The 4,425-nt window shown below is 53.6% G+C and carries 2 protein-coding genes; both read right to left on the bottom strand.

What is annotated here, in order from left to right:
• Positions 1-204: 204 nt before the first annotated feature.
• Positions 205-3,303 carry an efflux RND transporter permease subunit gene (locus IBX50_RS17580; protein ID WP_292257599.1) on the bottom strand — a complete coding sequence of 1,033 codons (3,099 nt, stop codon included), beginning with the start codon at positions 3,301-3,303 and terminating at the stop codon, positions 205-207.
• Positions 3,300-4,334 (bottom strand): efflux RND transporter periplasmic adaptor subunit, encoded by a 1,035-nt coding sequence (locus IBX50_RS17575; protein ID WP_292257598.1) that lies wholly within the window; start codon positions 4,332-4,334, stop codon positions 3,300-3,302. Before IBX50_RS17575 ends, IBX50_RS17580 begins: the two co-directional genes overlap by 4 nt.
• Positions 4,335-4,425 lie beyond the last annotated feature (91 nt).

The raw sequence follows: 4,425 nt of genomic DNA, 5'->3' as shown, positions 1-4,425 counted from the left end.
CAATAAAACCAGTGCCGCCAGTGAGTAGGATTCTCATGGAACCTCCTTGTTGTTAAGACAGTAGTCCTTTTGCGTTCAATAGATCAAAAAATAAGCGGATGGTCTATGACTTGGATCAAAAAACAGTAGGTCGAGCTTAACCCAGTAACTCATCAAGGCTTTCAGCATTGACATCCTGAGCAGGTTGGGCGCTGCGGATACCGGTCAGGCTCTGGGTTCCTGACGATTTTGTTGGGCTTCCAGCATTCTTGTAACACTTTCCGGTGAGTGGGTATTACGAGCCAGCAGGTTGTAGGTCAGCGGCACCACCAGCAGAGTCAGCAAGGTGGCTGCAGCAACACCGGAAAAGACCACCAGGCCAATGGCCTGACGGCTTTCTGAGCCGGCACCTGTTGCCAGCAGCAGCGGTAGGGTGCCAATCAGGGTGGTGGTGGCGGTCATCAAAATCGGACGCAAACGGCGGCGCGCGGCTTCCAGTATTGCGGCATTAAACTCCAGCCCCTGATCACGTAACTGATTGGCAAATTCCACAATCAGGATGCCGTTTTTGGCGGATAACCCGATCAACATGATCATTGCCAACTGGGTGTAGATGTTGATGGTTTCACCACTCCACCAAAGCCCCAGCATGGCACCGGCTAAGCCCAATGGCACCGTTAGCAGCACTACAAAGGGGTGAACAAAACTTTCAAACTGGGCAGCCAGTACCAGATAAACAATCACCAGTGCCATCAGGAAAATGATTTCTATGGCTGCTGAGCTGGTGCGGTAATCCAGCGACTGACCCCGATAGTCCACCAATGCATAGGGTGGCAGCTGTTCCGCAGCCAGCTGATCCAGATAGTCCAGCGCCTCACCCAGTGAATAACCTTCGGCCAGCGAAGCGGATATAGTCACTGCTCTATTGCGGTTGTAATGGGGCAAGCGTGAGGAGTCTCCGACTTCTTCAAAACTGACCAGATTATCCAGCTGGATCAGTTCACCGCTGCGATCTGAGCGAATCTGTAATTTACCCAGATCATCCATTTCTTTTAATGAGGCCGGTTGTCCGACCAGCCAGACATCGTATTCTCTGCCGCGCTCTTCAAAACGGGTGATGGCACGCCCACCGAGCATGACTTCCAACATTTCACCCAGACGTTGTGCTGAAACCCCCAGTTGGGCAGCACGCTGGCGATCAATCCGGGCGCGGAGTTGTGGTTGGGTTTCACTGAAGTCAGTTTCCAGATCAATCAGGCCAGGGTTGCTTTCAGCGGCTTGGATCAGCTGTTGTGCCCACTCCAGGACTTCTTCATAACTGCTGCCACCCAGTACAAAACGCACCGGAGCACCACCACCACCGCCCAGTGGTGAGCGGATGCGCGGGAAAATGACCACGTCCGGGATGTCAGCAACCCGTTGGCGGATTTCTGCCAATAGGGTAAAAACACTGTCCGGTCGTTCATTCCAGGGTTTCATGTTCAGGATCAGAAATCCTGAGTTATCTCCTTGAGTCGACCAGCCGGGTGCCTGCAGAGTGATGTTGCTGAGATTGGGTTCTTGCAGCAGTGGCAGCAGACGTTCTTCTACCTGCATCATGCTGGCTTTCATACGAGCCGCGCTAGCGCCTTCCTGTCCGCGAACAAAAATAAAGATGGAGCCCTGATCTTCCTGCGGGGCATAAGCACGAGGCAACTGGGTGAACCCCCAGCCGGTGGCGAGTAATGCTCCAGCCAGGAACACCAGTGCCAGCCAGCGGTGTTGTAACCCCTTATCCAGCAAACGGCGATAATGTTTTTCTAGCCAGCTCAGTAGCCGGTGCATCAGGCGCTGGTGCTCACCCGGACTGTGAGCCTTCAGCATTTTTGAGCAGAGTACCGGGGTTAGTGTCAGGGCGATCAGGCTGGAAAAGGCCACCGCACCGGCCAGAGTGAGTGCGTACTCACGAAAGAACTGTCCAACCGTGCCTTCCAGAAAAATAATCGGCACAAAGGTGGCAATCAGTACCGTGGTGGTGGCAATAACAGCAAAACCCACTTCACGGATACCAATCCAGGCGGCCAGTAGTGGTGGCTTGCCTTCATCCAGATGGCGGTGAATGTTTTCCAGCACCACAATGGCATCATCCACCACCAGACCGATAGCCAGCACCAGTGCCAACAGGGTCATCAGGTTGATCGAAAAGCCAAACAGGGCTATGGCAATAAACGCAGCAATCAGGGAAACCGGTACGGTGATGGCGGGTATCAGGGTGGCGCGGGGTGTACCCAGGAAGATATAAATCACCAGCACCACCAGCAGCATGGATAGTCCCAGTGTGAAATAAACCTCATCTATGGCACTCTGGATAAAAATCGAGGCATCAAAGGTGGTGCCCAGATCGGCACCATCCGGTAAAAAAGGGCGAAAATCATCCAGTGCCTTTTTGACATCAGCAATCACATCCAGTGGGTTGGCAGTGGAAATGGGTTCAATGCCCAGACCAATCACGTTACGACCATTGGAGCGAAAAAGTTGATCGGTATTCCGTGCCCCCGTGCTGATATCAGCAACATCCCCCAGACGGATACTGTTTTCGCCTTCAATCCGTAGCACCAGATTGCGGAATTCATCCAGCGAGTTGTAATCCCTGCTGATCTGAATCTGCAATGTGCGTTGTGGGCCTTCCAGTCGTCCGGCGCGTAGTTCCAGATTCTCTTGCCGCAGGGTGCTGATCACATCGTTGACGGTCATCTGGCGAGCATTCAGGGCATCGGGTTTTAATTCCACCCGCATCACATAATCCTGTGCACCCAGCAATAACACGTTGCTGACACCACTGACCAGACTGAGTCGTTCCTGCAGGGTGCGACGGGCATAATCGGTCAGTTCCACACTGGTCATACGGGTGCTGCCCAGAATAATATAAAGAATGGCCTCTTCGGTAGCGCTGCGTTTCATCACCAGCGGTGTGTCAGCGTCATCCGGCAGCACCCGCATTACACGGGCAACCGCTTCACGTACATCGTTGGCGGCGTTATCCAGATCCCGTTTTTCACTGAAGCTGATAACAATCCGTGAAACACCCCGTGCTGAGTTGGATTCAATGGTGTGAATGCCCGCAATGCCAGATAGCCGATCTTCAATTGGCGTAGTGATTTGTAACTCCACCACCTCTGCCGATGCACCTGTGTAACTGGTCATTACCGTGACTTGCGGGCGGGTGATATCCGGGTACTGTCGCAGTGGCAGGTTCTGCCAGGCAATCAAGCCGAAGGTGATCAACAGTAAACTGATCACCAGAGCAAAAACGGGGCGGCGAACCGCTGTTTCTGACAGCTTCATGCGGGATCGTCTACTTGGGTGTCACGCACCCGGATGCCGTCACGCACCTTGACTACCCCTTGATCCACCACCTGTTCACCGGCCTCCAGGCCGGAGAGGATTTCAGCCCACTCAGCCTGGGTGGCACCCACTTCAACAATTCGACGTTGTGCCACACCTTGCTTATTAACCACAAATACGGCTTTTTCCTGTCCACTGAAAGTCAGGCTGCGAGAGGGAACCAGAAGAGCATTGCGGCTGCGGGTTTCCAGCTCCAGGCTGACCAGCATACCGGGGCGTAGTTGTTGTTGCGGGTTGGCAAGACGGCCACGCAGTGACAGATTGCGGGTAGTGGGATCAATCCGGGTGCCAATCGACAGCAGTTCACCGGAGAAAGTCTGATCCGACCATGCGGGGGTGTTGGCTTGTAATGGTAGGCCGGGCTGCAGCAGATTCAGATGGCGTTCAGCCAGTGAAAAATCCACCCGCATTTGGCTTAAATCATCCAGGGTGGTAATCAGGCTGCCGCTATCCAACAACATACCCTTGGTGATGTTGTGTTCACCCAGAAAACCGCTGAAAGGGGCAAGGATACGATAACGTTCAATTTCTGCCTGAATGGCGAGGTGTTGTGCCTGTGCTGTATCCACAGCAGCTTGCTGAGCATCCAGCTGATCCCGTGAAATGGACTGGCCTTGTTGTAATCGTTGGAAGCGTTCGAGCTGGCGCTTGGCTTCCCGCAGGTTGACTTCGCTTTGTTCTAAGCGAGAGCGGGGTTCACGATCATCCAGCTGGATTAATAACTGCCCTTGTTCAACCCGGCTGTTTTCCGGCAGCTGCAAGGTCCGCACCCTGCCGGATACCTGAGTACGTAGATCCGTAGATTGCCAGGCGCGCAAAGTGCCAGAGGCATAAAGGGGCTGGCTGATTTGCTGTGTTTTTGCTTCTGTCAGGGTCACCGCCACTTCCCGCGCCAATAATGGGGTAGTGCTCAGGTTCAGCAAAAGAGCCAGTAACAGGCCAAGAGGGTATTTTTTTATAAGGATATTCATGGATGTATCTGGCCGGTTTGGGTGGCAAAAGTTCCCGATTAGCAAAATCCGCGTAAACCCTCGCCCAATCGGGCGGGGATATAAGCGGGAA

The sequence above is a fragment of the Marinospirillum sp. genome (assembly GCF_014859565.1).
This window is presented reverse-complemented; position numbering and strand designations above follow the sequence as displayed.

Excerpts from the sequence above, each read along its gene's own strand:
- IBX50_RS17575 (WP_292257598.1), bottom strand. The coding sequence starts at position 4,334 with ATGAATATCCTTATAAAAAAATACCCTCTTGGCCTGTTACTGGCTCTT.
- IBX50_RS17580 (WP_292257599.1), bottom strand. The coding sequence starts at position 3,303 with ATGAAGCTGTCAGAAACAGCGGTTCGCCGCCCCGTTTTTGCTCTGGTG.